Source organism: Pseudomonas sp. CP-1, assembly GCF_021213715.1.
Lineage (GTDB): Bacteria > Pseudomonadota > Gammaproteobacteria > Pseudomonadales > Pseudomonadaceae > Pseudomonas > Pseudomonas aeruginosa.
Map to the genome: position 1 here is coordinate 190,593 of NZ_JAJQKY010000003.1, position 23,150 is coordinate 213,742.

General features: G+C 67.7%; 27 protein-coding genes. 18 read left to right on the forward strand and 9 right to left on the reverse strand.

Translation table 11 applies throughout. From position 1 onward, the window contains the following. Positions 1 to 88: 88 nt before the first annotated feature. From urtE to LT948_RS07870, 8 genes are all read left to right on the forward strand, one after another. Complete coding sequence (gene urtE, locus LT948_RS07835; protein WP_003105134.1) at positions 89 to 787, forward strand: urea ABC transporter ATP-binding subunit UrtE; 699 nt, start codon at positions 89 to 91, stop codon at positions 785 to 787. An 83-nt stretch (positions 788 to 870) separates the two neighbouring features. Next, positions 871 to 1,323, forward strand: a complete 453-nt coding sequence (locus LT948_RS07840; protein ID WP_003095437.1) for a GNAT family N-acetyltransferase — start codon at positions 871 to 873, stop codon at positions 1,321 to 1,323. 8 nt (positions 1,324 to 1,331) lie between these two features. Then, positions 1,332 to 2,174, forward strand: coding sequence for an urease accessory protein UreD (locus LT948_RS07845; protein ID WP_003116109.1), 843 nt, complete (start codon positions 1,332 to 1,334; stop codon positions 2,172 to 2,174). Between the two features lies 1 nt (position 2,175). After that, the gene (locus LT948_RS07850; RefSeq protein ID WP_003095443.1) at positions 2,176 to 2,478 is read left to right on the forward strand and encodes an urease subunit gamma; all 303 of its coding nucleotides are present in this window, start codon (positions 2,176 to 2,178) and stop codon (positions 2,476 to 2,478) included. Between the two features lie 8 nt (positions 2,479 to 2,486). Next, on the forward strand, positions 2,487 to 3,005 hold the full coding sequence (locus LT948_RS07855) for an L-methionine sulfoximine N-acetyltransferase (protein WP_003099390.1): 519 nt from the start codon (positions 2,487 to 2,489) through the stop codon (positions 3,003 to 3,005). A gap of 16 nt (positions 3,006 to 3,021) precedes the next feature. Then, positions 3,022 to 3,327 (forward strand): urease subunit beta, encoded by a 306-nt coding sequence (locus LT948_RS07860; protein ID WP_003095450.1) that lies wholly within the window; start codon positions 3,022 to 3,024, stop codon positions 3,325 to 3,327. A gap of 62 nt (positions 3,328 to 3,389) precedes the next feature. After that, the gene (ureC, locus tag LT948_RS07865; protein WP_003095453.1) at positions 3,390 to 5,090 is read left to right on the forward strand and encodes an urease subunit alpha; all 1,701 of its coding nucleotides are present in this window, start codon (positions 3,390 to 3,392) and stop codon (positions 5,088 to 5,090) included. Between the two features lie 118 nt (positions 5,091 to 5,208). Further along, complete coding sequence (locus tag LT948_RS07870; RefSeq protein ID WP_003110941.1) at positions 5,209 to 6,576, forward strand: hypothetical protein; 1,368 nt, start codon at positions 5,209 to 5,211, stop codon at positions 6,574 to 6,576. A 9-nt stretch (positions 6,577 to 6,585) separates the two neighbouring features. On the opposite strand, the gene LT948_RS07875 is transcribed toward LT948_RS07870, so the two are convergent. Then, positions 6,586 to 6,852 carry a DksA/TraR family C4-type zinc finger protein gene (locus tag LT948_RS07875; protein ID WP_003095462.1) on the reverse strand — a complete coding sequence of 89 codons (267 nt, stop codon included), beginning with the start codon at positions 6,850 to 6,852 and terminating at the stop codon, positions 6,586 to 6,588. 125 nt (positions 6,853 to 6,977) lie between these two features. Here LT948_RS07875 and LT948_RS07880 point away from each other — a divergent pair, with 125 nt between their 5' ends. Together LT948_RS07880 and LT948_RS07885 are read left to right on the forward strand one after the other, a co-directional pair. Next, positions 6,978 to 7,592, forward strand: coding sequence for a hypothetical protein (locus LT948_RS07880; protein ID WP_073657205.1), 615 nt, complete (start codon positions 6,978 to 6,980; stop codon positions 7,590 to 7,592). A 100-nt stretch (positions 7,593 to 7,692) separates the two neighbouring features. Then, positions 7,693 to 8,439: a hypothetical protein gene (locus LT948_RS07885; RefSeq protein WP_003095466.1), complete on the forward strand. Its 747-nt coding sequence runs from the start codon at positions 7,693 to 7,695 to the stop codon at positions 8,437 to 8,439. A 6-nt stretch (positions 8,440 to 8,445) separates the two neighbouring features. Here the strand turns inward: LT948_RS07885 and LT948_RS07890 are convergent, their stop codons facing one another. Then, a complete protein-coding gene (locus tag LT948_RS07890; RefSeq protein WP_003135385.1) occupies positions 8,446 to 9,309 on the reverse strand; it encodes an isocitrate lyase/PEP mutase family protein in 864 nt (287 codons plus the stop codon). A gap of 207 nt (positions 9,310 to 9,516) precedes the next feature. Here LT948_RS07890 and LT948_RS07895 point away from each other — a divergent pair, with 207 nt between their 5' ends. Further along, complete coding sequence (locus LT948_RS07895) at positions 9,517 to 10,782, forward strand: Hsp70 family protein (RefSeq protein ID WP_003095476.1); 1,266 nt, start codon at positions 9,517 to 9,519, stop codon at positions 10,780 to 10,782. Between the two features lie 174 nt (positions 10,783 to 10,956). Here the strand turns inward: LT948_RS07895 and LT948_RS07900 are convergent, their stop codons facing one another. Further along, positions 10,957 to 11,373 (reverse strand): PsiF family protein, encoded by a 417-nt coding sequence (locus LT948_RS07900; protein WP_003095479.1) that lies wholly within the window; start codon positions 11,371 to 11,373, stop codon positions 10,957 to 10,959. Between the two features lie 154 nt (positions 11,374 to 11,527). Here LT948_RS07900 and LT948_RS07905 point away from each other — a divergent pair, with 154 nt between their 5' ends. Continuing rightward, positions 11,528 to 12,067 carry an MOSC domain-containing protein gene (locus tag LT948_RS07905; protein ID WP_003095483.1) on the forward strand — a complete coding sequence of 180 codons (540 nt, stop codon included), beginning with the start codon at positions 11,528 to 11,530 and terminating at the stop codon, positions 12,065 to 12,067. Between the two features lie 88 nt (positions 12,068 to 12,155). Further along, positions 12,156 to 12,500: an osmotically-inducible lipoprotein OsmE gene (osmE, locus tag LT948_RS07910; RefSeq protein WP_003095488.1), complete on the forward strand. Its 345-nt coding sequence runs from the start codon at positions 12,156 to 12,158 to the stop codon at positions 12,498 to 12,500. 43 nt (positions 12,501 to 12,543) lie between these two features. On the opposite strand, the gene LT948_RS07915 is transcribed toward osmE, so the two are convergent. Continuing rightward, on the reverse strand, positions 12,544 to 12,951 hold the full coding sequence (locus LT948_RS07915; protein WP_003095492.1) for a Rho termination factor N-terminal domain-containing protein: 408 nt from the start codon (positions 12,949 to 12,951) through the stop codon (positions 12,544 to 12,546). Positions 12,952 to 13,097: 146 nt separating this feature from the next. On the opposite strand from LT948_RS07915, the gene brlR reads away from it, so the two are divergent. Beyond that, positions 13,098 to 13,910 (forward strand): c-di-GMP-binding multidrug transporter transcriptional regulator BrlR, encoded by an 813-nt coding sequence (brlR, locus tag LT948_RS07920; protein ID WP_073657203.1) that lies wholly within the window; start codon positions 13,098 to 13,100, stop codon positions 13,908 to 13,910. A gap of 1 nt (position 13,911) precedes the next feature. Here brlR and LT948_RS07925 read toward each other — a convergent pair whose 3' ends face one another. After that, complete coding sequence (locus LT948_RS07925) at positions 13,912 to 15,981, reverse strand: AsmA family protein (RefSeq protein ID WP_003110936.1); 2,070 nt, start codon at positions 15,979 to 15,981, stop codon at positions 13,912 to 13,914. Positions 15,982 to 16,276: 295 nt separating this feature from the next. Here LT948_RS07925 and LT948_RS07930 point away from each other — a divergent pair, with 295 nt between their 5' ends. Then, positions 16,277 to 16,810, forward strand: a complete 534-nt coding sequence (locus LT948_RS07930) for a ferritin-like domain-containing protein (protein WP_003095503.1) — start codon at positions 16,277 to 16,279, stop codon at positions 16,808 to 16,810. A gap of 275 nt (positions 16,811 to 17,085) precedes the next feature. Further along, entirely contained in the window at positions 17,086 to 17,358 is a 273-nt protein-coding gene (locus LT948_RS07935; protein WP_019486058.1) for a hypothetical protein, read from the forward strand. Positions 17,359 to 17,471: 113 nt separating this feature from the next. Here the strand turns inward: LT948_RS07935 and LT948_RS07940 are convergent, their stop codons facing one another. The 3 genes from LT948_RS07940 to LT948_RS07950 are packed head-to-tail and all read right to left on the reverse strand — an operon-like array spanning position 17,472 to position 19,527. Further along, positions 17,472 to 18,239, reverse strand: a complete 768-nt coding sequence (locus tag LT948_RS07940) for a molybdopterin-binding protein (RefSeq protein ID WP_009314323.1) — start codon at positions 18,237 to 18,239, stop codon at positions 17,472 to 17,474. Then, a complete protein-coding gene (locus LT948_RS07945; RefSeq protein WP_009314324.1) occupies positions 18,236 to 18,850 on the reverse strand; it encodes a cytochrome b/b6 domain-containing protein in 615 nt (204 codons plus the stop codon). Before LT948_RS07945 ends, LT948_RS07940 begins: the two co-directional genes overlap by 4 nt. Before the next feature lie 53 nt (positions 18,851 to 18,903). After that, complete coding sequence (locus LT948_RS07950) at positions 18,904 to 19,527, reverse strand: hypothetical protein (protein WP_003095513.1); 624 nt, start codon at positions 19,525 to 19,527, stop codon at positions 18,904 to 18,906. A 137-nt stretch (positions 19,528 to 19,664) separates the two neighbouring features. On the opposite strand from LT948_RS07950, the gene LT948_RS07955 reads away from it, so the two are divergent. Further along, positions 19,665 to 20,354 carry a heavy metal response regulator transcription factor gene (locus LT948_RS07955; protein WP_003123548.1) on the forward strand — a complete coding sequence of 230 codons (690 nt, stop codon included), beginning with the start codon at positions 19,665 to 19,667 and terminating at the stop codon, positions 20,352 to 20,354. Continuing rightward, positions 20,333 to 21,724 (forward strand): heavy metal sensor histidine kinase, encoded by a 1,392-nt coding sequence (locus LT948_RS07960; protein ID WP_058169810.1) that lies wholly within the window; start codon positions 20,333 to 20,335, stop codon positions 21,722 to 21,724. Before LT948_RS07955 ends, LT948_RS07960 begins: the two co-directional genes overlap by 22 nt. On the opposite strand, the gene LT948_RS07965 is transcribed toward LT948_RS07960, so the two are convergent. Beyond that, complete coding sequence (locus LT948_RS07965; protein ID WP_003095519.1) at positions 21,715 to 23,031, reverse strand: MFS transporter; 1,317 nt, start codon at positions 23,029 to 23,031, stop codon at positions 21,715 to 21,717. The two genes, LT948_RS07960 and LT948_RS07965, sit on opposite strands and share 10 nt — an antisense overlap. Positions 23,032 to 23,150 lie beyond the last annotated feature (119 nt).

Genomic DNA, 23,150 nt, shown 5'->3' on the forward strand with positions numbered 1-23,150 from the left:
CGTAGGGCGAATGACCGCTCGCGGTTATCCGCCGAGCCAGGTTGGGAATCGCAGTGAAGAACCATCACGGGACAAATGGAAGAGAACCATGCTGCAAGTCGACAAGCTCCACCAGTACTACGGCGGTAGCCATATCCTCCGTGGCCTGAGCTTCGAGGCGAAGGTGGGCGAGGTGACCTGCCTGCTCGGTCGCAACGGGGTGGGCAAGACCACCCTGCTGCGCTGCCTGATGGGCCTGGTCCCGGCCCGCGAGGGCCAGGTCGCCTGGGAAGGCCGTTCGCTCACCGGACTCAGGCCGCACCAGCGGGTCCGCGCCGGGATCGCCTACGTGCCGCAGGGACGGGAAATCTTCCCCCGGCTGACGGTGGAAGAGAACCTGCTGATGGGACTGTCCCGTTTCAGCGCCAGGGACGCCCGGGCGGTGCCGGACTTCATCTACGAGCTGTTCCCGGTCCTGCGCGAAATGAAACAGCGCCGCGGCGGCGACCTCTCCGGCGGCCAGCAGCAGCAACTGGCGATCGGCCGCGCCCTGGCCAGCCAGCCGCGACTGCTGATCCTCGACGAACCCACGGAAGGCATCCAGCCTTCGGTGATCAAGGAGATCGGCACGGTCGTCCGCAGCCTGGCGGCGCGCGGCGACATGGCGATCCTGCTGGTCGAGCAGTTCTACGACTTCGCCGCCGAACTGGCCGACCAATACCTGGTGATGGCGCGCGGCGAGATCGTCCAGCAGGGCCGCGGCCGCGACATGGAGAGCGAGGGCGTGCGCGGGCTGGTGGCGATTTGAACGGACTGGGACACACTGCCGCTGGCGCAACCGGGGCCTGCGCTGGCAATCTCTATGCCCTCGTCTTTCCGCAGGAGGTCGAAATGACCGTCACTCTGCGCCCGGCCGTCCAGGCCGACGCGGGCTTCGCCGCGCTCTGCGTCGCCGCCGCCTATGCCCCGTGGATCGCGGTGATCGGCCGCAAGCCCTGGCCGATGACCCAGGACTACCACGAGGTGATCGCCAGCGACCGGGTCCTCATCGCCGAGCACGACGGCCAGCCGGTCGGCCTGCTGGTGACCCGGGAAACCGCCGACGGCTTCCTCGTCGACAACCTCGCCGTGCTTCCCGAATGCAAGGGCCAGGGCATCGGCCGACAGCTGCTGGAACGCGCCGAGCGCGACGCGACGAGCCTCGGCTACCGCTCGCTGTACCTCTACACCAACGAGCGGATGACGGAAAACATCGCGCTCTACGCCAGGGTCGGCTACCTCGAATACGAACGCCGCCAGGAAGAGGGATTCCGCCGCGTGTTCATGCGCAAGGCCCTGGCCTGACCCGACCGATGACCGCCGCCCTCCCCGACCTGAGCTTCCACCCCGCCTGGCACGCCCAGCTGGAGCTGGCCTACGCCCGCGCCGGCGACGCCACACGCCCGGTGACGCGGCGCCACGCCGGACCGCTGCGGGTGCAGAAGCACCTCTACGCCGAAGGCCCGGAAGTCTGCCAGCACATCCTCGTGCATCCGCCCGGCGGCATCGCCGGCGGCGACAGCCTGGCCTTCGACGTGCGCCTCGGCGAACGCGCCTGGGCCCAGCTCACCAGCCCCGGCGCGGCCAAGTGGTACCGCGCCGCCTGCCCGTCGCGGCAGACCCTGGAGATCCACCTGGAGCCCGGCGCCACCCTGGAATGGCTGCCGCAGGAAAGCATCGTCTTCGCCGGCGCCCAGGCCGAACTGGAAACCCGTATCCAACTGCGCGGCGACGCCCGCCTGTTCTACTGGGACATGGTCGCCCTCGGCCGCCCGGCCAGCGGCGAGCGCTTCGCCAGCGGCCATTTCGTCGCGGCCCTGGACATCCGCCGCGACGACCGCCTGCTCTGGCACGAGCGCCAGCGCATCGACGGCGGCGACCGCCTGCTCGACTCGCCGATCGGCCTCGCCGGGCACCCGGTGCTGGCGACCCTGGTCGCCAGCGGCGAGATCGACACCGACCTGCTGCAACGCTGCCGCGCGCTCCCCTGCGCCGGCCGCGGCAACCTCAGCCAGTTGCCCGGCGGCCTGCTGGTGGCGCGCTGCCTGGCCGACGAGGCGCTGCACGCGCGAGCCTGGCTGATCGAACTCTGGCGCCTGCTGCGGCCGGCGCTGCTCGGCCGCGAGGCCGTTCCCCCACGCATCTGGAGTACCTGAGATGGACTTGTCCCCCCGCGAGAAAGACAAGCTGCTGATCTTCACCGCCGGCCTGCTCGCCGAGCGCCGGCTGGCACGTGGTCTCAAGCTGAACTACCCGGAGGCGGTGGCGCTGATCTCCGCCGCCCTGCTGGAGGGCGCGCGCGACGGCCGCAGCGTCGCCGAACTGATGCACTACGGCACCACCCTGCTGAGCCGCGAGCAGGTGATGGAGGGCGTGCCGGAGATGATCCCGGACATCCAAGTGGAGGCCACCTTCCCCGACGGCACCAAGCTGGTGACCGTCCACCAGCCCATCGCCTGAGGCCGCCCATGAGCGCTTCGATCCGCGACGCCGGCGTCGCCGACCTGCCCGGCATCCTCGCCATCTACAACGACGCCGTGGGCAATACCACGGCGATCTGGAACGAAACCCCGGTGGACCTGGCCAACCGCCAGGCCTGGTTCGACACCCGCGCCCGCCAGGGCTACCCGATCCTGGTGGCGAGCGACGCCGCCGGCGAAGTGCTCGGCTACGCCTCCTACGGCGACTGGCGACCCTTCGAGGGCTTCCGCGGCACCGTCGAGCACTCCGTCTACGTGCGCGACGACCAGCGCGGCAAAGGCCTCGGCGTGCAACTGCTACAGGCGCTGATCGAACGTGCGCGGGCCCAGGGACTGCACGTCATGGTGGCCGCCATCGAAAGCGGCAATGCCGCCTCGATCGGCCTGCACCGGCGCCTCGGCTTCGAGATCAGCGGGCAGATGCCGCAGGTGGGCCAGAAGTTCGGCCGCTGGCTCGACCTGACCTTCATGCAACTGAACCTCGACCCGACGCGCAGCGCGCCCTGAGCCCCAAGGAGCCCCCATGATCCCCGGTGAATACGACATCCAGCCCGGCGATATCGAACTCAACGCCGGCCGCCGCACCCTCGCCCTGAGCGTGGCGAACACCGGCGACCGGCCGATCCAGGTCGGCTCGCACTACCACTTCTTCGAGGTCAACGACGCCCTCGCCTTCGACCGTCCGGCCACCCGTGGCATGCGCCTGAACATTGCCGCCGGCACCGCGGTGCGCTTCGAACCGGGGCAGAGCCGCGAGGTGGAGCTGGTGGAAATCGGCGGCGGACGGCGGGTATACGGCTTTGCCGGGCGGGTGATGGGGGACCTCTAGGGCCCCACTGGCCAGGTTCGACCAAAGACAGCGAACACCGACGATCGCCAAAGGAGCGTTCGATGAAAATCAGCAGACAAGCCTACGCCGACATGTTCGGCCCCACCGTCGGCGACCGCGTGCGCCTGGCCGACACCGACCTGTGGCTCGAGGTGGAACGGGACTTCACCGTCTATGGCGAGGAAGTGAAGTTCGGCGGCGGCAAGGTCATCCGCGACGGCATGGGCCAGAGCCAGCTGGGCGCGGCGCAGGTGGTCGACACGGTGATCACCAATGCGCTGATCCTCGACCACTGGGGCGTGGTCAAGGCCGACGTCGGTCTCAAGGACGGGCGCATCCAGGCCATCGGCAAGGCCGGCAACCCGGACATCCAGCCCGGGGTGAACATCGCCATCGGCGCCGGCACCGAGGTGATCGCCGGCGAGGGCATGATCCTCACCGCCGGCGGCATCGACACGCACATCCACTTCATCTGCCCGCAGCAGATCGAAGAGGCGCTGATGAGCGGCGTCACCACCATGATCGGCGGCGGCACCGGCCCCGCCGCCGGGACCAACGCCACCACCTGCACCTCCGGTCCCTGGCACATGGCGCGGATGCTCCAGGCCGCCGACGCCTTCCCGATGAACATCGGCTTCACCGGCAAGGGCAACGCCAGCCTGCCGCTGCCGCTGGAGGAGCAGGTGCTCGCCGGCGCCATCGGCCTGAAGCTGCACGAGGACTGGGGCAGCACCCCGGCGGCGATCGACAACTGCCTGGAGGTGGCCGAGCGCCACGACATCCAGGTGGCGATCCACACCGACACCCTCAACGAATCCGGCTTCGTCGAGACCACCCTCGGCGCCTTCAAGGGCCGCACCATCCACACCTACCACACCGAGGGCGCCGGCGGCGGCCACGCACCGGACATCATCAAGGCCTGCGGCTTCGCCAACGTGCTGCCCAGCTCGACCAACCCGACACGGCCGTTCACCCGCAATACCATCGACGAGCACCTGGACATGCTGATGGTCTGCCACCATCTCGACCCGGCCATCGCCGAGGACGTGGCCTTCGCCGAGTCACGCATCCGCCGCGAGACCATCGCCGCCGAGGACATCCTCCACGACCTCGGCGCGTTCAGCATGATCAGCTCCGACAGCCAGGCCATGGGCCGGGTCGGCGAAGTGATCACGCGCACCTGGCAGACCGCCGACAAGATGAAGCGCCAGCGCGGCCGCCTCGACGGCGACGGTGCGCGCAACGACAACTTCCGCGCCAGGCGCTACATCGCCAAGTACACCATCAACCCGGCGATCACCCACGGCATCAGCCATGAAGTGGGCTCCGTCGAAGCCGGCAAGTGGGCCGACCTGGTGCTCTGGCGCCCGGCCTTCTTCGGCGTCAAGCCGAGCCTGATCCTCAAGGGCGGGGCCATCGCCGCCAGCCTGATGGGCGACATCAACGGCTCGATCCCCACGCCGCAGCCGGTGCACTACCGGCCGATGTTCGCCAGCTACGCCGGCAGCCGTCACGCGACCAGCCTGACCTTCGTCAGCCAGGCCGCCTTCGCCGCCGGCGTACCGCAGCAGCTCGGCCTGCGCAAGGCCATCGGCGTGGTCAGCGGCTGTCGTGGTGTGCAGAAGACCGACCTGATCCACAACGGCTACCTGCCGACCATCGAGGTCGACGCACAGAACTACCAGGTACGCGCCGACGGCCAGTTGCTCTGGTGCGAACCGGCGGACGTGCTGCCGATGGCGCAGCGCTATTTCCTGTTCTGATTCCCACGCGACGGGTCCCGGCGCCACGCCGGGACGTCGACCGCTCCGTTCGGACAGCTTGGCTTGTCGGCACTAGCGGCGACAATGGCGCCTCCCCGCAGCCGCCGGCAGTCCGTCCATGTCCTCCCGCCAATCGTCCCGCAACGCTTCCACCCCGTATCTGGCCAAGGCCTTCCAGGCGACGGCCATCGTCGTGGTCAGCTACTTTCTCTACTGGACCTACCAGCTCTACCAGTACGGCGAGATTCCCATCAGCAAGAAGGACGTGATGCTGCGCCAAGCCATCCTCGCGCGCTTTCCGGCGGACTACGAGGTGGAGATCAAGGGCGCCGACCTGCTCGGCTTCGGTGAGAAATTCCTGGTCGCCTACGGCAATCGGCGCTTCGTCGGCAAGGCCTTCGCCATGGACGACCAGGTCATCGAGCGCCTGGAGCGGAACCAGGGACGGACCAACCTGCCGCTGGTGAAGGTGTTCTACATCGCCGAACCCGGCCTCCTCTCCTCGCTGCTCAACCTCTCCCCGTTCCTGGATATCCAGAAGAACATGGTCGAGCTGAGCCTCCGGGAATACCGGAAGATCCAGTTGGTCCCCTTCGATCCGGACGCGAAGCGGAAACCGCGCGAGCAGTTCGAAACCGATTATGCCTTCCCCCAGCTGTTCAGCCTCAGCCAACTGGAAGTCGCCGACTACGACGGCGACGGCCGCGACGAACTGCGCCTGGGCTACCTGTCCTACGCCGGCGGTTCGGGAGGGACGCGCTGGTCGGTGATCTACGACCTGAAGGACGGCGCGCTGACCGCCCATTCCGGCTATCCGGAAATGCTCGACATCGACGTCGCCCGGTTCATCCAGGCGGTCAACCTGTACGCCGGCCTCGACGGCACCCTGCCGCGCGACCAGCGTCAGCTGGAAGACGTGGTCGGCCGAGGCAGCGAGCGCTTCGCGCTGACCGCCGCGGAGCGCCAGGCACTGGTCGCCGACCCGCCGCAGCGGGACGACTACGCCAGGGTCCTGATGAGCCTTTCGCCGCGCTCGCCCTACGCCCCCGATCGCTTCATCGACCTCGGCGATGGCAGCCGACTGAGCCTGGCCCCGCGCCATACCGACGATTACTCGACCTTCCTCGACATCGGCGGGAAGAAAATCTTCGTCGAAGCCTTCTACGTCGACGACGACGCCTGCCACTGGTGCGAGCATCGCTGGCGAGTGATGGCCTTCCATTACGACGACGGTCGCTGGATCTCGGACCGCACCATCAACGGCGACGGCTTCAACGGGCAGTGGCTGCGCAACGCGGAGCCGCTGGGCCTCAACGACGTTTTCGGTACCTACCGCGACCAGGGCCCGGCGGGCCTGGCCTGGTCCTTCATCGACCCGCGCTGGACCGCCTCCAGCCAGCATGACCTGGACGATCCGCTGGGCGTGGGGATGCGCACCCTGTCGCCGGTGGAGCAATGGGTGAAGGAACGCTATCGGGAAAACTGAGGCAGGCCTTCAGCGCAACTGGCTGTCCTTGCTGCCGCGGCGGTTGTAGCCGCTGAACTTCGCCTGTTCCCTGTCGTGCTCGGCCTGGCAGTTGACGCACAGGCGCACGCCGGGAATCGCCCGGCGCCGCGCCTCGGGGATCGCCGCGTCGCACTCTTCGCAATGGGTCAGGCTCTCGCCACGGGGCAACTGGCTGCGCGCACGAGCGATGGCATCCTCGATCGTGCTGTCGATCTGTTCCTGCACCGCACCGTCGTTCGCCCACCCGCTGGCCATGACTGACTCCTCTGGCTGAAACCCTGGAACCTCCAGATATGGGCGTTCGCCCGCGGCTTTGCAAGGGCGGCGCGACCATCGGCCTGGCGTGGCACAATCGCCAGCCAAGCCTGAAGGTACACCGCATGATGGGACCGTTCCGCCGCCTCGCCCACCTGATCGACCAGGGCCGCCAGCTCGACGCCGCGCTCGCCGGCGATCCGTTCGCCCTGCCGGCGCCGGAGGACCGCTATAGCGTCCGGCAACTGCACGGCCTGTATCCGCGCCGTCATCCCGGTCTCTACGCACCGCTGCTCGGCAGCCTGGCGCTGCTGCTCGGTGCCGCGCCGCTGGGTCTTGCCGCGCTGCGCCTGGCATTGCCGGAGGCTCCTTTGCAGCCGCTGGGCTGGCTCTCCGCCCTGCCGCTGCTGGCGGCCTGGCTGTGGCTGATCGCCCTGCTCTCCCGCGGCGCCAGCCTCGGCCCGCGCCTGGCCCGCGACGCCAGCCTGCTGCTGGTCGGCGCCGGGCTCCTGCTGCGCCTGGCCAGCGGCGAGACGTCGGGCCTGGTGGCGCTCGGCGGCGGCGCCTGTGCCTGGCTGCTGTTCAACAGCCGGGCGATGCAACGCTACATGGAACTGGTCTACGCCCAGCGCCTGTACCGCGCCCAGTCGGCCAACCGCCCCGGTTCGGCGCAGCGGCGCCTGGCCAACCAGGCCGCCTACCGCGAACGCAAGCGACGCGAGCGCTCCGGGCGATCCTGAACCAGACTGTCGCCCTGCGACCTTCTGCGCATTGGCGGGCGCCGCCACCAGCGCGTAGGGTAACGCGCTCTCTCTCCTCGGCCTCAAGGACGACCCGGACATGAAGATCGACTCAGCCTCCAGCTCTCCGAGCCTGGCCCAGCGGCAGCTGATGACCCGCACTCCCGACCAGGATTTCCAGCGCGACTTCCAGGCCGCCTACGCGCGCCTCGCGGTCGCCGCCGAAGGCAGCGCGGAGCAGGCCGGGGCGCTGGCCGACACCCTCGGCGCCACCCAGCTGGAATACAGCCGGGTGCGCGGCGTCAGCCTGGAAGACCAGTTGCGCTTCGCCCATGTGCTCAACCGCGCCTGCGAAAACGGCGCGCAACTGGACGCCCGCGGCTTCCTCGCCCGCCTGGGCGCCGACGACCTGCAGGCGCTGCAGCGCAACATGGGCCTGGCCGAGCCGATCCGGGTCGAGGCGCTGAGCGAGGAAGGCGCGCGCAACCTGCTGCTGCCGGAAGGCTACAGCGTCGACCTGGACGGCGACGGCATCACCGAGGTGGGCGCCGCGAAGATCCGCCACTTCCCCCCGCGCGACGCACCGCAGGCCTTCCTCGACCAGTGGCTGGCGCTCACCGCCGGCATGGACGGCGCCGCCTATTCGAACGCCCGCGACGGGTTGCAATGGGCTTTCGACATCCGCGCCATGGCCGGCCAGCCCCTGGCCACCGACCAGTTGGCCAGCTACCGCACGGCGGTGGACGACTACCTGGGCATGCTCGCCGAGCACCGCCACGCCCTGGTTCCCGGCCAGTACGAACGCGACCTACCGCTGTACCAGGCGTTGCGCCAGCGCCTGGCCTGAGGTCGCCTACTCTTTGACTTCCATGTAGTCGCGGGCCCAGGCCTGGTATTCCTCGGGGAAGGTGTACTTCTTCGACAGCTCCGAGGCGGTCAGGTCCGAGGCCACCGCCCCGCGCTCCTCGCGCAGGCAGTCGTAGGTCGCCTTGATCGCGGCGAAATAGGCGGCGTGGCCGTTGACCACGACACGCACACCGAGCCGCGCCAGGCGGGCGTCGTCGCGCAGTTGCGGATTACCGTAGGTGACCAGCATCAGCGGGATGTGCAGGTGCTCGGCGATCGCCTCGAGGTGGGCGAAGTCGCGCACGCCGACCAGGCAGATGCCATCGGCGCCGGCTTCCTGGTAGGCCAGGGTGCGCTGGATCACCGCATCGACGTCGATCAGTTCGGCGTTGGTCCGGGCAATGATGGTCAACGCCGGGTCGACCCTCGCCTCCAGGGCCGCGCGGATCTTGCCGACGCCTTCCTCGACGCAGATCAGGTCGGTGGACTTGCGCCCGAACTGCGCCGGCAGCAGGGTGTCCTCGATGGTCAGCGCAGCGATTCCGGCGCGCTCCAGTTCGACCACCGTACGCATTACGTTCAGCGCGTTGCCGTAGCCGTGGTCGGCGTCGGCGATCACCGGCAGGCGCGTCACCCGGCCGATGCGGGTGGCCTGCTCGACGAATTCGCTGAGGGTGATCAGGGCGAAGTCCGGCGCCGCCAGGACCTGCAGGGAAGCCACCGAACCGCCGAGGATGCCGCACTCGAAGCCGAGGTCGGCGGCGATGCGCGCCGACATGGGATCGAACACGGAAGCGGTGTGGTAGCAACGGGAGGAGTCCAACAGCGCGCGAAACATCGCACGCAACTCATGGTGTGAGGCTCTATGCATGACGAAATCCAGGACAACACGGCAAGACGGAGTGGGAAAGCAGCGCCAACATAGCACCATGCGCGGGCCCCTTGGCAAATCCGTATACAAAGGTCGGGGCGGCCCGCACGGACGTCCCAGGACGCTTCCTGCCGATCGCCGGCGGTGAAATCCGCGACGCTCTCGCATACACTGCGCGGCCGTTTTTTTCCCGGACCGTTTCGCGCCATGAACCCGAGCACCGCCGCCCGCGCCCTGGGCATCGATTTTGGCACCTCCAACTCCACCGTCGGCTGGTGGCGGCCGGAGGTCGAACCGCTGATCGAGCTGGAGGACGGCAAGATCACCCTGCCCTCGGTGGTGTTCTTCAACGTCGAGGAGCGCCGCCCGGTCTACGGCCGCCAGGCGCTCGGCGAGTACCTGGAGGGCTACGAGGGCCGGCTGATGCGCTCGCTGAAGAGCCTGCTGGGCTCCAAGCTGCTGAAGAGCGAGACCACCGTGCTCGGCAGCGCCCTACCGTTCAAGGACCTGCTCGGCCTGTTCATCGGCCAGCTCAAGGCGCGCGGCGAGGCCGCCGCCGGGCAAGCCTTCGACGCGGTGGTGCTGGGTCGCCCGGTGTTCTTCGTCGACGACGACCCGGAGGCCGACCGCGAGGCCCAGGACACCCTGGTGCAGGTGGCCAACAAGCTCGGCTTCAAGGAGGTTTCCTTCCAGTACGAACCGATCGCCGCGGCCTTCGACTACGAGCGCGGCATCCAGCGCGAGGAACTGGTCCTGATCGTCGACATCGGCGGCGGCACCTCGGACTTCTCCCTGGTGCGCCTGGCGCCGGAGCGGCGCAACCTGGCCGAGCGCCAAGACGACATCCTGGCCACCGGCGGCGTGCACATCGGCGGTACCGACTTCGACAAGCAGCTCAGCCTGGAAGGCGTGATGCCGCTGTTCGGCTACGGCAGCCGGATGAAGAGCGACGCCTTCATGCCCACCAGCTACCACCTGAACCTGGCCACTTGGCACACCATCAACGCGGTGTACGCGCAGAAGTCGCAATTGGCGCTGAAGAACATGCGCTACGACATCGTCGACAGCACCGGCATCGACCGCCTCTTCAGGCTCATCGAGGAACGCGCCGGGCACTGGCTGGCGATGCAGGTGGAAGACAGCAAGATCCGCCTGACCGAAACCGAGCGCCTGCACCTCTCGCTGGAGCGCATCGAGGCCGGGCTCGGCGTGGAGCTGACCCGTGGGCTGTTCGAGAACGCCGTCGACGGACTGCTGGAGCGCGTGCGCAACAGCGTCGCGCAACTGCTGGCCTCGGCCGGGGTCGACCCGGACCGGGTCGACACGGTGTTCTTCACCGGCGGTTCGAGCGGCATTCCGGCGCTGCGCCGGAGCGTCTCGGCGATGCTGCCCAACGCCCGTCATGTCGAGGGCAACCTGTTCGGCAGCATCGGCAGCGGCCTGGCCATCGAGGCGAAGAAGCGCTATGGCTGAGCCGCCCTGGTCGTGCCCCTGCCCTATAGGGGGATAAGGTCACACCGGGCCCGCCATGGCGGATAACCGCGAGCGGTTATCCGCCCTACGCCAGGACCACGCCACACCCGTCCGCAGGGCGGATAACGCCACAGGCGTTATCCGCCGCCACACCGAGCCCGACGAGGGTGGGGCTCACTTCTTCAGGCAGGTGCTCATGAACGCCTTGCGTTCGTCGCCCTTGAGCGCCTTGGCGGTGGCGTCGGCGTTGCAGGTCTTCATCTTCTCCTGCTGGGTCGCCGCCTTGGCGCTGCCGCCGGCCTTCAGGCAACTGCTCATGAATGCCTTGCGCTCGTCGCCCTTGAGCGACTTGGCGCTGGCGTCGGCGTTGCAGCTCTTCATCTTCTCCTGCTGGGCGGTGGCCTTGCCGCCGGCAGGCGCGCCGGCCTTCAGGCAGCCGCTCATGAACGCCTTGCGTTCGTCGCCCTTGAGCGCCTTGGTGGTGGCCTCGGCGTTGCAGGCGGTCATCTTCTCCTGCTGCGCGGTGGCAGCGAAACCATGGGCCGAGACGGCCATGGCCAATACGAACATCGGGATACGCAGGATATTCATCGAACTCTCCTTGAAGGGCTGCACGTTCGCATGCAGGTGCGCTGAAGTCTAGCGACTGCGGCGGGCTTTGCAGGGGCTGGGAACGCGTCCTGTGCGCTTGCGACAAGCGTCATGTTTCGCGGCTAGACTGACGCTTCGCACGAGGAGGAGTTCCATGCAACAGGTCATCGCGGTGAGCCTCTGCGCCACCCACGCGTTCAGCAAGCAAGTGCGTCCCGCCATCCGCCTCCTGAAAGGCCTCGGCGTCGAGGGCGACGCCCACCACGGCGTCACCGTGAAGCACCGCTCGCGGGTGCGGCAGGACCCGACCCAGCCGAACCTACGCCAGGTCCACCTGATCCACGAGGAACTGCACGACGAGCTACGCGCCAGCGGCTTCGCCATCGGCCCAGGGACCATGGGCGAGAACATCACCACCCGTGGCGTCGACCTGCTCGGCCTGCCCACCGGCACCCGCCTGCGCCTGGGGGAAAGCGCCCTGGTCGAGCTGACCGGCCTGCGCAATCCCTGCTCGCAGCTGGACAACTACCAGCCCGGACTGACCGCCGCCGTGCTCGGCCGCGACGAACAGGGCAACCTGATTCGCAAGGCCGGGGTGATGGCGATCGTCCTGGAAGACGGCGAGGTTCGCCCCGGCGACGCCATCGATATCCAGCTGCCACCCTTGCCGCACCGGGCCCTGGAGAAGGTCTGAGGCAATCCGCCGCGATTCCGGGCGAACTCTGCGCGAGGGCCTGCGTTCCAATGTTGGCAAGCACCGCTCAACCACAAGGAGTCACAGCATGTACAAGCAGTCACTGGCGGCACTGTTCGTGATGGCAACCCTGGCCGGCTGCGCGTCGACCAAGGTGCAGAACCCGGTCAACTACATCACCTTCCGCAACGAACCGCTGGTCAAGGATGTCGAGAAAGGCATGAGCCAGCAGGAAGTCCTGCGCATCGGCGGCACGCCTTCCGGCACCCAGAAGCGCCTGATGAAACCGGGGAGCTGCAACAGCTACATCCTCAATAAGGACGGCCAGCAGCAGCCGTTCTACGTCAGTTTCGACGGCAGCGGCAAGGTCGACGGCTCGGGCTTCCTGAGCTGCTCCGAGCTGGACCGCCACGAGCGCGACGCCCGCCCCTGACGGCTCGACGCCCCGCTTCCTTACGGAGGCGGGGCGTCTGCGTTCAGGCCCGGGACAGGGCCTCGATCAGTTCAGCCTTGCGCATCGTCGAACGACCGCGGATGTCGCGCTTGCGCGCCAGCTGCATCAATTCCTCGCGGGTCATCTCGCTCACCGAGGTGCTGCCCTGACGTTTGCCACGGCTCGCCGAGCCGCGGTTGGCCGGTCTCCCTGAGCGGGCCTGGGCGGCGCGATGGGCCGAGTCCTTGCGGTCGGCGCGCTTGGCCGTCTCGCTCTTGGCGCGGCCGGAACCGCCCTTGCGCTCGCCGCCGCCGGACTGCTTGTTCACCGTCGCCCAGGCGCGCGCCTCGGCTTCCGATTCGCTCACACCCTTGGCCTTGTAGCTCTCCTCGATGTGCTCGGCCTTGCGCTGCTGCTTGTCGCTGTACTTGCTCTTGTCGCCACGGGGCATGGGGATATCTCCCTTTGCGATGGGTTCACTGTTGGGACCGGGAGGCGACGGCGGACGTTCAGAGAAAGTGCGCACCGGCACAAACCCCTTGACCTTGCCCCAGGGGCAATCCGTAGTCTGCCGCTATCCCGCAGCAGGAACCGGAAATGCTCACCATCGGCCAACTGGCGCGAATCTTCGAGATCTCCACCAAGACGCTTCGCCACTACGATGCCATCGGCCTGTTCGTCCCCGCGCGCACCGGTAGCGACAACGGCTACCGCTACTACCAGCCGGAACAGATCGAGCAGCTCTCGCGCATACTCGCGCTGCGCCGGCTGGACGTTCCGCTGGAAGCCATCGACCGCCTGAAACGCGATGGCGCGCTGGACGACCCGCAACGCCTGCGGCATTTCCTGCAACGACACCAGCACACCCTGCGCGAAGAAATAAGCGCCCGCCAGCGCCTGCTGGCGGAACTCGACCGAACCCTGGCGACGCTCGCCCACTGGAGGATCCGCAACATGCATGCACGAATCGTCGAACGTCCCGCCTTCAGCGTGGTGGGCATGAAATACTTCGGCAGCGCCCCCGGCGACACCATCGGCCAGCTCTGGGAGCGCTTCATCCCGCGCGAGCACGAGATCGCTGGCAAGCACGATCCCGAGGTCTCCTATGGCATCTGCGCGCAGCAGCCCAACGGTGAATTCCACTACGTCGCCGGCTTCGAGGTGCAGGAAGGCTGGCCGGTGCCGGAGGGCATGGTGCGCTTCCAGGTGCCGGCGCAGAAGTACGCGGTGTTCACCCACAAGGGCACGGCGCCGCAGATCGCCGAGAGCTTCCAGGCGATCTACAGCCACCTGCTCGCCGAACGCGGCCTGGAGCCCAAGGCGGGGGTCGACTTCGAATACTACGACCAGCGTTTCCGCGGACCGCTGGATCCGAACTCGCAAGTCGACCTGTATATCCCCATCTACTGACTCAGCGCTTGCCGGCCGGCGCCTTGGCCGGCTGGCGCATGCGTTGCAGCAGGGCGGTGCACTGGTTGTCGTCGCTCTTGCTCGGCGCCACCAGAGCCAGCAGGCTGGCCGCCGGGCCCACCGCCACGCCGAGGGCGATCATTCCCGCGCCGCGCGCCACCAGCGGCCCGGCGTGGACCCCGGCGTCGGGCTTGGCGAAGGTGCCGCGCACGTACAGCGGCGAGCGCAGCGAGAAGATCCGCAGGCCCTTGCTGTGCGGGGTGACATCGAGGTCGAGCTTCTCGTTGGCGAAGTTCACCGTGCCGTCGACGTTGACCAGCGCGTTCTCGGTGTCGAAGACGAACAGCCGGCTGGTCATCAGGCCCTTCTGCAGGCCGAAGTCGGCGGCCGCGCAGTTGATCTTCACCTCGTCGTCGCCGAACAGCTTGGTCACCAGGTAGTTTCCGACATTGAGGCCGGCGATTTCGGTCAGGCCCTTGCTGATCGCGCCGTCGTTGATCAGCATCTTCAATTCGCCATCGGCGCCGCCGAGGATCTTCGCCACCGAATTGCCACTGCCGCTGAGACTGGCGTCGCCGTTCAGCTCGCCGAAGCTGGTCTGCATCGGCGCGAAGCCGGGGAACAACTGCTTCAGCTTGAAGCCCCGCGCGCTCATCTTCACTCGGCTCTGCATCGGCTGCTTGCCGCCGTCCAGGCGGATGTCCGACTCCAGCTTGCCGCCGGCCACGCCGAAGCGCAGGGGCTCCAGGCGCAGCAGGCCGTCGTTGAGCACCAGATGGGTATAGAGGTCGCTGATCGGCAACTGGTCGCTGTGGACGATACGCTTGCCGGTGAATTCCACGTCGGCGTCCATGTCGCGCCAGCGCTCGGTACGGAATTCCTCCACCGGCAGCACCTTGTCGCCCGGCTGGCGGCTGGTCTGCCCGCGCTTCTGTTTCTCGGCATTGCTGTCGGCGCCGATCAGCGGGCCGAGGTCGGCAAAGCGCAGTTGCTCGGAGGTCAGCTTTCCGGACAGCTTCGGCCTAGGCTGGCGAGCGACGAAGGTCAGGCTGCCGTGCAGGTCGCTGGCGCCGACCTTGCCGTTGAAGTTCTCGTAGCGGAACAGTGCGCCGCCCTCCTCCTTGAGCCGCGCCAGCAGGTGTCCGTCGGTGGAGTAGGCCGGAGTGTCCGGCAGGGTGATGCCGGTCAGCGGATAGAGATTGGCCATGCTGGTCCCGGACAGCTTCAGGCGCAGGTCGAGGGCGCCGAGGTTGAGCGGGTCGGTCAGGGTGCCGACCACCGCGGCACGGGTGCTGCCGGCACTGACCTCGGCCTGTAGCGGGAAGGGCTTGCTCGCATCCTGCAACGCCAGCATCCCGCCGACCTTGCCCGAGCCGGCCAGAGCCTGGCCCTTGTAGGTGCCCTTGACCTTCCAGCCGAACACATAGTCCTGGGCGTTCGCCGCATCGCCCGTGGCCAGCGCCTTGCCGGCCAACTGGCCGAACGGCACCGGCTTGCCGAGCGGGTCGACCAGCACTTCCAGGCGGGTCTTCAAACGCTGGTCGTCGAGGCTGACGCTACCCTTGTCGAAACCGATCTCGCGGATGTCCAGTTGCCAGGCGGACGGCTCGTCGCTGTCGCTGGCAGGCAGGTCGAAATCCCAGTTGGCGCGGCCGTCGGCCAGGCGCAGGAGGTCGGCGCGCGGCTGGGTCAGCTTGATCTGTGGAATGCGGATGGTCTGCCAGAGCAACGGCAACGGCGCGAGGCGGAATTCGATGCGTTCCAGGCTGGCGAACTCGCTCGCCTTGGTCTTGCCCGCCGTCCACTCCGGGTTGCCGAGGGTGATGTCCTCGGCGCTGAAGCGCGGCCAGGGGATCCAGGCGCGCCAGCCTTCCTCGCCCTCCTCGCGGCGCCAGGCCACGGCGAGGTTGCCGTTGATGGCGAACGGGCGGTTCAGCGCCGCCGAGACCTTTTCGTTGAGGGTGGGCTTGATCAGGTTCCAGTCAAAGGTGGCGATGAACACCACCAACGCCGCCAGCAGCAGGACCAGGCTGGCGAGGCTCCAGGTCAGGATCTTTCGGCCGCGCGTCATGCACAACTCCTTTTCGCCGCGTCGGTTGTCGGGCAGGCGCGGCAGCGCGCCTCGCTCAGCCCGTCAGTGTGCAGGCTGGCCCATGGACTCGCCAGCGCGAATACGCCGGCCCGTTCCGTTAGGACCGGCGAAACGCCGGCATTGCTCCCCGTCCCACGCATTTCAGGCAAAAGGCCAGTTCGGCGGCGGGTCGATAAAACTTTTTCGACCGCGCGGGACTCACACCTTAGGTAAGCAGAAAAAGCCGGCCGCAGAGCCGGCCCTTTTCACCGGATCAGCCTCAAGGAGAAAACCGATGACCACCGTTCAACTGACGGACGTCCAGACCCTTCGCGACCGTGCCCGCAAGAACATCCAGGAAGGCGCGGTCACCGAAGGCTATTCGGCCGATCGCCAGACCGTCCTGCGCCTGCTCAACGAAGCGCTCGCCACCGAGCTGGTCTGCTTCCTGCGCTACAAGCGCCACTACTTCATGGCCACCGGCCTTAAGGCGAGCATCGCCGCCGCCGAGTTCCTCGAGCACGCCAACCAGGAAATGCAGCATGCCGACCAGTTGGCCGAGCGCATCATGCAACTGGGCGGCGAGCCGGACTTCAATCCGCGCGGCCTGGAGGAGCGCTCCCATGCCGAATACGTCGAAGGCAAGACCCTGAAGGACATGGTCACCGAGAACCTGATCGCCGAGCGCATCGCCATCGACAGCTATCGCGAGATCATCACCTACCTCGGTAACGACGACCCCACCACCCGACGCATTTTCGAGGAAATCCTGGCCCAGGAAGAAGAACACGCGGACGACATGGCCGACATCCTCGACGACCTCGCCTGACTCCAGAGCAAGACCCGTCCGAGAGCCGGCGCCCGCAGCGCCGGCTTTTCTTTTCACCTTATTTATCCAATTTATCGATTAAATAGAGAAAAGCTAACTATCCTTTACGAAATCTGCGAAATCACAAAAATAATCAATTAACTTACTGATAAGTAATAAGAAAACAAATAATCACCCATGTCGATAGACACTATCATCGCACTTCGTTTTTAAATCGACTTATCCGAACTGAAAATGACTCCAACGCAATCGACAACCCACTCGGAGTCACCGTCATGAAAGCTTCCCTGATCCTCGGCCTCGCCCTCGCCACCCTGACCGCCAACGCCGCCTTCGCCGCCGACGGCTCCAGCCGCACCATCGACCGGCTGCACCAGGACATGTCCAGCGTCGAACTGCGCATCACCGACAACGGCAGCGAGCAGACCATCGACCGCCTGCACAAGGACATGACCAAGGCCGAAGCCCGCCTGGCCGACAACGGCAGCGAACAGACCGTGGACCGCCTGCATCGCAGCATGAGCCGTTTCGACCTGCGCACCGCCTGACCGCTCGTTACGCCGCAAGGCGCGAGAAAAGCCCGGCTCGATGCCGGGCTTTCCTATTTTCCCATCCCTGTCGCGCTGGGCGCATGGCCCGAGGCAAGCCGCACTCTCCCGCCTCAGACTCCGCTGAACCAGTTGTAGCCCTGGTCCTCCCAGTAACCTCCGGGATTGCTGTTGCTGACGAAGATCTCCACCACGTGCTTGGCGTTCTTGAAGCCGAGCTTGGTGGGAATCCGCAGGCGCAGCGGATAGCCGTTCTCCTCCGGCAGCGCCTGCCCGGACATCTCCAGCGCCAGCAGGGTCTGCGGATGCAGCGCGCTGGGCATGTCGAGGCTGGAGTAGTAGCGGTCGGCGCACTTGAAGCCGACGTACTTCGCCGAGGTGTCGGCGCCGACCAGCTCCAGAAAGGTGCGCAGCGGCACTCCGCTCCACTGGCCGATCGCGCTCCAGCCCTCGATGCAGATCAGTTGCGTGACCTGGCTGGCCTGCGGCAGCCGGCGCAGTTGCTCCAGGCTCCAGGGGCGCTTGTCGCGGACCCGCCCGGAAACCTGCAGGCGGTATTCCGGCAGGTCGATCTCCGGCACGTTGTAGGCCGGGTAGAACGCGTTGAAGGGGAACGGCGAGGCCACCTGCAACGGATCGAAGGTCGGCGCCAGCCGCGTACGGCTGAACAGCCAGGCCTGGACCCGGTCGTTCCAGCGCGACATGGCCCAGAGTACCTTGTCGACCGAATCGCCATCCTGTAGCCGGCACCCCGAGAGCATCGCCAGGGCGCCCAGGGACAGGCCGCCGCGCAACAGCAGGCGGCGTTGCAAATCGACCATCTGCCGCTCGCTGGACGGGTCGATCGCGATCTTCGCGCGCTTCTTCTCCGGCCCCTTCATCCTTCGCTCCTCCGTCCGCGCCGCCACTCGCGTCCGATGATCATCGGCACCAGGGTGCGCGGCACCAACAGCACCAGCAGCAGGTGCACGACGACGAACCCGACGACCCCGGCCATGGCCAGGAAATGCACCCAGCGCGCACCCTGGAAGCCACCGAACAACACGGTCAGCCCGTGCAGTTGCACCGGTTTCCAGATCGCCAGCCCGGACAGCACCAGCAGCGCGCCGAGCCCCAGGACCAGCCAGTACAGCAGGCGCTGCACCGCGTTGTAGCGGCCCGGCTCATGGACCAGGCGCAGGCCGAGGGCGAGGCGCAGGTCGCGCCAGACGCCGGCCGCGCTCAAAGGCAGGAAGTCGCGACGAAAATGCCCGCTGGACAGTCCGTAGGCGAGGTAGCACAGGCCGTTGCCGAGCAGCAGCCACATGGCGGCGAGATGCCAGGCGATGGAACCGCCGAGCCAGCCGCCGAGGGTAGCCCAGGCGGGAAAACGGAAATCCAGCAGCGGCGAAGCGTTGTAGATGCCCCAGCCGCTGCCGATCAGGCAGGCCATGGCATAGGCATTGAGCCAGTGGCAGAGTCTCACCGGCCAGGCGTGCAACGCACGGTTCATGGCTTTTCTCCCAGGAAACCCGGCCGGGACGGACGCGCCGTCCCGGCGAAACCTCACATCGGCGGGGTCACGCCGTCCTTGCCGACCGAGATGGCCAGGGCGGTGAGGCTGCCGTCGGCGCCCTTCTGCGGGAACAGCACGACCTTGGCGCCAGGCTTGAGCAGGCTGCGCTCGCCCGGCTCCAGGCTGACGATGGGCACGTCGTCCGGCACCACCACAGTCTTCTCACCATCGCCGTATTTCACCGTCATGCGCCGGCCCTGGCTGACCACCAGGTTGCCGACCGTACCGTTGGTCATGGTCGAGGCGCTGCCATCGGCGTTCTCCCAGGGCCGGTGGCCTTCGCCGCTGCCGCGCAGGCTGGGGGCGAAGACATGCACCTCGAGGGCCTTCAGGGTGCCGTCGGGCTGCGGCACGGCGGCGGTGCCGATGAAACTGTCGGGCTGGATGTCCTCCGGCTTCGCCAGCGACACGGCGCGGATCGCGGTCTTGTCGGTGAGCCTGACCGTCAGTTGCTGGCCGTTGCGGGCCTTCAGTTGCAGGTGGTCGTCGGCGGCCTGCTGGATGGTGCCGCGCAGCGGTTGCAGCATGCCCGCAGGCGGTTGCGCGGCGAAGCTGGCGGCACTGGCCAGGAGCAGGCCGAAGAGCAGCGCGGGGGAAGCCTTGAGTCGAAGCATCGGTCGATCCTCGGTGGGGTTGAGCCTCGATGGTCGCCCCGCCGGCGGTACCCGGAGATGACTTTCGCATGACAAAAATGTCACCGAGTCCGCGCCGCGCGCTGGCTAGAATGGCGGCGAACGAGGGGGAACGAGACATGCGCATCCTGGTGATCGAAGACGATACGAAGACCGGCGAGTACCTGAAGAAGGGCCTCGGCGAGTCGGGCTATGCGGTCGACTGGTCGCAGCACGGCGCCGACGGTCTCTACCTGGCGCTGGAGAACCGCTACGACCTGGTGGTCCTCGACGTGATGCTGCCCGGCCTGGACGGTTGGCAGATCATGGAAGTGCTGCGCAAGAAGCACGATGTGCCGGTGCTCTTCCTCACCGCCCGCGACCAGTTGCAGGACCGTATCCGCGGCCTCGAACTGGGTGCAGACGACTACCTGGTGAAACCCTTCTCCTTCACCGAGTTGCTGCTGCGTATCCGTACCCTGCTGCGCCGCGGCGTGGTCCGCGAGGCAGAGCAGGTGCAACTGGCCGATCTGCACCTGGACGTGCTGCGGCGCAAGGTCAGCCGCCAGGGGCAGGTGATCGCCCTGACCAACAAGGAGTTCGCCCTCCTGCACCTGCTGATGCGCCGCGAGGGCGAGGTGCTGTCGCGCACCCTGATCGCCTCGGAGGTCTGGGACATGAACTTCGACAGCGACACCAACGTCGTCGACGTGGCGATCAAGCGCCTGCGCGCCAAGGTCGACAATCCCTTCCCGAACAAGCTGATCCATACCGTGCGCGGCATCGGTTACGTCTGCGAGGAGCGCCCGTGCCCGCCCGCCGCTCCCTGACCCTCTACGCGGCGCTGCTGTTCGCCGCGGTGGCGGCGCTGGTGGTCAGCGCGGTCGGCTTCTACCTGTACCGCTCGGTGGAAGAGGCGATGCTGCGGCGCAGCGACGTGATGGTCGCTGGCCGGGTCGAGCACTTCCGCAACCTGCTGCGCGACAACCTCACCCTGGCCGAGCTGAAGGCGCGCCCGCGTCTGTTCGAGAACATGCTCGGCAACGAGCAGGACATCCTGCTCCTCGGTCAGCCCGGCGAGGCGCCGATCGTCGCGGTCAACCCGCGCCACGAACGCCTGCCGTCGCTACGGGTGGTCGCCGCCGGCCAGGCGTTGAATCCGTCCGTCGTGCACGCCGCACTGACCCACGACGGCATCCCGATGCGCGTGCTCGCCGCCGAGGTCCTGGTCGGCGGCCGCGAGCCGTTGCAGATCACCGCCGCGCACCTGCTGCTGGGCGAGACGCGGATGCTCGCCCAGTACCGCGACCGGGTCATCGCCGCCGTGCTGCTGGCGTTCCTTGGCACCGCCCTGCTCGGCTGGCTGGTCCTGCGCCACGGCCTGCGCCCGCTGCGCACGCTGGCGGCGAAGGCGGCGGAGATCCATCCGACCAGCCTGGATACCCGCCTCGACGTCGCCGCCGCGCCTGCCGAGTTGCAGCAGGTGGCACAGTCGTTCAACGCGATGCTCGAACGCCTAGACGACGGCTACCAGCGCCTGCAGCAGTTCTCCGCCGACCTCGCCCATGAGATCCGCACGCCCATCGGTTCGCTGATGGGCCACGGCCAGGTGGCCCTGCGCCAGCCACGCAGCAACGAGGAGTACCAGGCGCTGATCGCCTCCAACCAGGAAGAGCTGGAGCGCATCGCACGGATGGTCGAGAGCATCCTGTTCCTCGCTCGCGCCGACGACGTGCGGGCAGCGGTGGAGCGCAGCCGCCTGGACCTGGGCGAAGAACTGCGGCGCCAGGCGGAGTATTTCGAAGGGCTGGCCGAGGAACGTGGGCTGAGCCTCGACGTCCAAATCAGCGGCCAGCTACGCGCCGATCCGCAACTGTTCCGCCGGGCGCTGAGCAACCTGCTGGCCAACGCCATCCGCTACGCCAGCGCCGACAGCCTGATCGAAGTGCGCGGCCTGCGCCGCTCGGGGGAATTCCTGCTGAGCGTGGAGAACGCCTGCGACAGGCTGCCGGCCGAGCCGCTGTCGCGCCTGTTCGACCGTTTCTACCGTGGCGACGCCGCGCGCAGCGACGCCCAGTCCAGCGGTCTCGGCCTGGCCATCGTCCAGGCGATCATGCGCCTGCACGGCGGCCGCGCCGAAGCGAGCGCCCCGGCTCCGGGACGCATCCGCTTCGAGCTGGCGTTCCCGGCTCAGGACTGAGCGGGCTTCTCGCCGGCGTCCGGCTCGCCGTCGGAGCGGCCGATATTCGCCGGCGCCTCCACCACCAACTCCTCCGGCACTTCCTCGACGCGCGGGTCGAGGGTGGCGGCCATCGGGCTGACCGTGTCCGGCATCGCCACGTGTTGCAGCGGCGCCTCGTCGACCCGGTGTTCGCCGGTGACGCGCTTGGGCTGCACCCAGAACACCAGCAGCACCGCGTAGCCGGACACCAGCATGTAGAACAGCCCCGGACCGAAGTGGCGCATCAGCGCGCCGGCCACCAGCGGGCCGATACAGGCGCCGACCCCGTAGGTGGTCAGCAGCATCGCCGACAACGCGACCCGGCGCGGCTGCTCGACGTGGTCGTTGGCCAGCGCCACCGCCAGCGGGTAGAGGGTGAACAGCAGCATGCCGGTAACGAACCCGTTGGCCAGCAGCAGCCAGTACGGCAGCGTCACCAGCCCCCACATCGGGATCGAGGCCAGGCACAGCAGCACCGCATTGCCGCGGATCAGCCAACTGCGGTCGAGGCGGTCGGACAGCCAGCCCAGCGGCCACTGCGCACAGAAGCCGGCGACGATGCACATGCCGACGAAGAAACTCGATTGCGAGGCATCCAGGCCGTTGCGGTTGGCGTAGACCGGCGCCAGGCCGTAGAAGGCGCCGACCATCAGGCCGGCGATGAAGATGGTGCCCAGCGCCTGCGGCACGCGTTGCCAGAAGAAACGCACTTCCAGCGGCGCGGCGACCAGCTTGGCCGGGTGCACGCGACGGGTCATGGCCAGCGGGATCAGGCACGAGGCGAAGCAGATGGCGACCAGCAGCAACGGCTTGTAGTCGAGGGTCGGGCTCAGCGCCAGCAGGCCCTGGCCGAGCACCAGGCCAAGGTCGACGGCGACCATGTAGCCGGCGAACACCTTGCCGCGCTGGTGGCTCTCGGCCTGCTCGTTGAGCCAGCTCTCGATCACCATGTACTGGTTCATCATCACCGCACCGGTGATGAAGCGCAGCAGCAGCCAGACTTCCAGCTGATCGACCAGGGCATGCAGCAGCACGGTCACGGTGGCAATCCCGGCGCAAGCCACGTAGGAGCGGATATGGCCGAAGCTGGCGATCAGCTTGTGTCCGAATTTTCCACCGCAGACCAGGCCGAAATAGTAGGACGCCATCAGCCCGCCGACCCACAGGTCGCCTGCGCCTTCCTGGGTCAGGCGCAGGCCGATGTAGGTGGTGAACAGGCCGGAGCCGGCCAGCATGAGCAGGGTGGCGGTGTAGAGCGCGGGAAAGGTGACGAGCGGGCTGAACATGACGGTTCCTGGACGGACGGGCCCCACGGCCGGCATCCGCCGAGCATTGATAGGTTCGGGAAGGATCGACGCTGCTGGCCGATCGCGGGCGCAGGCCGTCCTGCGTTCGGCGAGACTCC

What these genes read in the sequence shown, in the direction of transcription:
- urtE (WP_003105134.1), top strand. Translation starts at nt 89, where the DNA reads ATGCTGCAAGTCGACAAGCTCCACCAGTACTACGGCGGTAGCCATATC.
- LT948_RS07840 (WP_003095437.1), top strand. Translation starts at nt 871, where the DNA reads ATGACCGTCACTCTGCGCCCGGCCGTCCAGGCCGACGCGGGCTTCGCC.
- LT948_RS07845 (WP_003116109.1), top strand. Translation starts at nt 1,332, where the DNA reads ATGACCGCCGCCCTCCCCGACCTGAGCTTCCACCCCGCCTGGCACGCC.
- LT948_RS07850 (WP_003095443.1), top strand. Translation starts at nt 2,176, where the DNA reads ATGGACTTGTCCCCCCGCGAGAAAGACAAGCTGCTGATCTTCACCGCC.
- LT948_RS07855 (WP_003099390.1), top strand. Translation starts at nt 2,487, where the DNA reads ATGAGCGCTTCGATCCGCGACGCCGGCGTCGCCGACCTGCCCGGCATC.
- LT948_RS07860 (WP_003095450.1), top strand. Translation starts at nt 3,022, where the DNA reads ATGATCCCCGGTGAATACGACATCCAGCCCGGCGATATCGAACTCAAC.
- ureC (WP_003095453.1), top strand. Translation starts at nt 3,390, where the DNA reads ATGAAAATCAGCAGACAAGCCTACGCCGACATGTTCGGCCCCACCGTC.
- LT948_RS07870 (WP_003110941.1), top strand. Translation starts at nt 5,209, where the DNA reads ATGTCCTCCCGCCAATCGTCCCGCAACGCTTCCACCCCGTATCTGGCC.
- LT948_RS07875 (WP_003095462.1), bottom strand. Translation starts at nt 6,852, where the DNA reads ATGGCCAGCGGGTGGGCGAACGACGGTGCGGTGCAGGAACAGATCGAC.
- LT948_RS07880 (WP_073657205.1), top strand. Translation starts at nt 6,978, where the DNA reads ATGATGGGACCGTTCCGCCGCCTCGCCCACCTGATCGACCAGGGCCGC.
- LT948_RS07885 (WP_003095466.1), top strand. Translation starts at nt 7,693, where the DNA reads ATGAAGATCGACTCAGCCTCCAGCTCTCCGAGCCTGGCCCAGCGGCAG.
- LT948_RS07890 (WP_003135385.1), bottom strand. Translation starts at nt 9,309, where the DNA reads ATGCATAGAGCCTCACACCATGAGTTGCGTGCGATGTTTCGCGCGCTG.
- LT948_RS07895 (WP_003095476.1), top strand. Translation starts at nt 9,517, where the DNA reads ATGAACCCGAGCACCGCCGCCCGCGCCCTGGGCATCGATTTTGGCACC.
- LT948_RS07900 (WP_003095479.1), bottom strand. Translation starts at nt 11,373, where the DNA reads ATGAATATCCTGCGTATCCCGATGTTCGTATTGGCCATGGCCGTCTCG.
- LT948_RS07905 (WP_003095483.1), top strand. Translation starts at nt 11,528, where the DNA reads ATGCAACAGGTCATCGCGGTGAGCCTCTGCGCCACCCACGCGTTCAGC.
- osmE (WP_003095488.1), top strand. Translation starts at nt 12,156, where the DNA reads ATGTACAAGCAGTCACTGGCGGCACTGTTCGTGATGGCAACCCTGGCC.
- LT948_RS07915 (WP_003095492.1), bottom strand. Translation starts at nt 12,951, where the DNA reads ATGCCCCGTGGCGACAAGAGCAAGTACAGCGACAAGCAGCAGCGCAAG.
- brlR (WP_073657203.1), top strand. Translation starts at nt 13,098, where the DNA reads ATGCTCACCATCGGCCAACTGGCGCGAATCTTCGAGATCTCCACCAAG.
- LT948_RS07925 (WP_003110936.1), bottom strand. Translation starts at nt 15,981, where the DNA reads ATGACGCGCGGCCGAAAGATCCTGACCTGGAGCCTCGCCAGCCTGGTC.
- LT948_RS07930 (WP_003095503.1), top strand. Translation starts at nt 16,277, where the DNA reads ATGACCACCGTTCAACTGACGGACGTCCAGACCCTTCGCGACCGTGCC.
- LT948_RS07935 (WP_019486058.1), top strand. Translation starts at nt 17,086, where the DNA reads ATGAAAGCTTCCCTGATCCTCGGCCTCGCCCTCGCCACCCTGACCGCC.
- LT948_RS07940 (WP_009314323.1), bottom strand. Translation starts at nt 18,239, where the DNA reads ATGAAGGGGCCGGAGAAGAAGCGCGCGAAGATCGCGATCGACCCGTCC.
- LT948_RS07945 (WP_009314324.1), bottom strand. Translation starts at nt 18,850, where the DNA reads ATGAACCGTGCGTTGCACGCCTGGCCGGTGAGACTCTGCCACTGGCTC.
- LT948_RS07950 (WP_003095513.1), bottom strand. Translation starts at nt 19,527, where the DNA reads ATGCTTCGACTCAAGGCTTCCCCCGCGCTGCTCTTCGGCCTGCTCCTG.
- LT948_RS07955 (WP_003123548.1), top strand. Translation starts at nt 19,665, where the DNA reads ATGCGCATCCTGGTGATCGAAGACGATACGAAGACCGGCGAGTACCTG.
- LT948_RS07965 (WP_003095519.1), bottom strand. Translation starts at nt 23,031, where the DNA reads ATGTTCAGCCCGCTCGTCACCTTTCCCGCGCTCTACACCGCCACCCTG.